General features: G+C 45.7%; 1 protein-coding gene and 1 pseudogene. Both read left to right on the plus strand.

Going from position 1 to position 1,161, the window contains the following annotated elements:
• The coding region (locus R7P72_RS25225; protein WP_318110989.1) for a YciK family oxidoreductase at positions 1–665 on the plus strand (665 nt) is incomplete at its 5' end.
• A 131-nt stretch (positions 666–796) separates the two neighbouring features.
• Positions 797–1,161: pseudogene (locus R7P72_RS25230) on the plus strand (recombinase RecA); the annotation flags it as partial.

Raw genomic sequence — 1,161 nt, forward strand, 5'->3', positions numbered from 1 at the left:
CGGCGCTTTCTTACGCCAAGCACGGTGCGACTGTGATTCTATTGGGCCGAAACGTTAAGAAGCTTGAATCCATCTACGACGAAATTGAAGCCGCAGGTTACCCACAAGCCGCGATCATCCCTCTCGATTTAAAAGGCGCGACCAAGCAAAACTACATTGATATGGCCGAAACCATTGAAGGTCAATTTGGTCAACTAGATGGTTTATTACACAACGCTGGTGTTCTTAGCGCGTTATGTCCATTCGAGCAGATCAACGAAGAGGACTTCGATGACATCATGCAGATTAACGTAAAAGCCGAGGTGCTGATGACTCAAGCGCTACTGCCTGTCATGCGTAAATCTGAAGCAGGTCGCATTATCTTTACCTCTTCTACCGTTGGCCATTCTGGCCGTGCTTTTTGGGGTCCATATGCGATATCTAAGTTCGCAGTAGAAGGTATGATGCAAGTATTGGCGGACGAGTTGAGTGACACGCCAATGCGCGTTAACGCAATTAACCCTGGCGCGACTCGAACTCGCATGCGTGAGAAAGCGTACCCAGGTGAAGACGCGAACACGCTGAAAACACCGCTAGACATTATGCCGCTGTATCTGCATTTGATGGATCCTGCGATGACAGACATACACGGCCAGTGTATTGACGCCCAACCTAAGCGTAAGTAATACATTATCACAATCTCACATAATCGATTAAAAAGGCAGCAAACGCTGCCTTTTTTCATTTTCTCACTGACAAAAATCTTGCGTGTTTTCATCATAGAAATATACTGTATATATATACAGGCATTTTATTTATGCAAGACATCTTACAACACTTAAAAAGCCAGCATCTTGTTTGGCAGGCCAATTTAACAAAAGCGGACGACCATCAATTCCTAAGCAGCTCCGGTTTTGCTGAGCTAGATGAATTGCTTGGTGGCGGCTTTCCTTCTCACGGTGTGGTAGAGATGGAATCCGTAGGCAGTATTGGTGAACTGCGTTTACTCGCTCCATATCTAAAAGCGTCTCTTTCGAGAGGGGTAACCGCATTCATTCAGCCTCCAGCGTTAATGAATTCGCTGTTTCTACACAATATTGGCTTAGATATAAACCAAGTTTGGATCGTAAGTCCTACACATCATCGCGATGCTTTGTGGGCCGCAGAACAGTGTCTGAAAAG

The organism is Vibrio sp. Vb0888, from assembly GCF_033338835.1.
Lineage (GTDB): Bacteria > Pseudomonadota > Gammaproteobacteria > Enterobacterales > Vibrionaceae > Vibrio > Vibrio alginolyticus.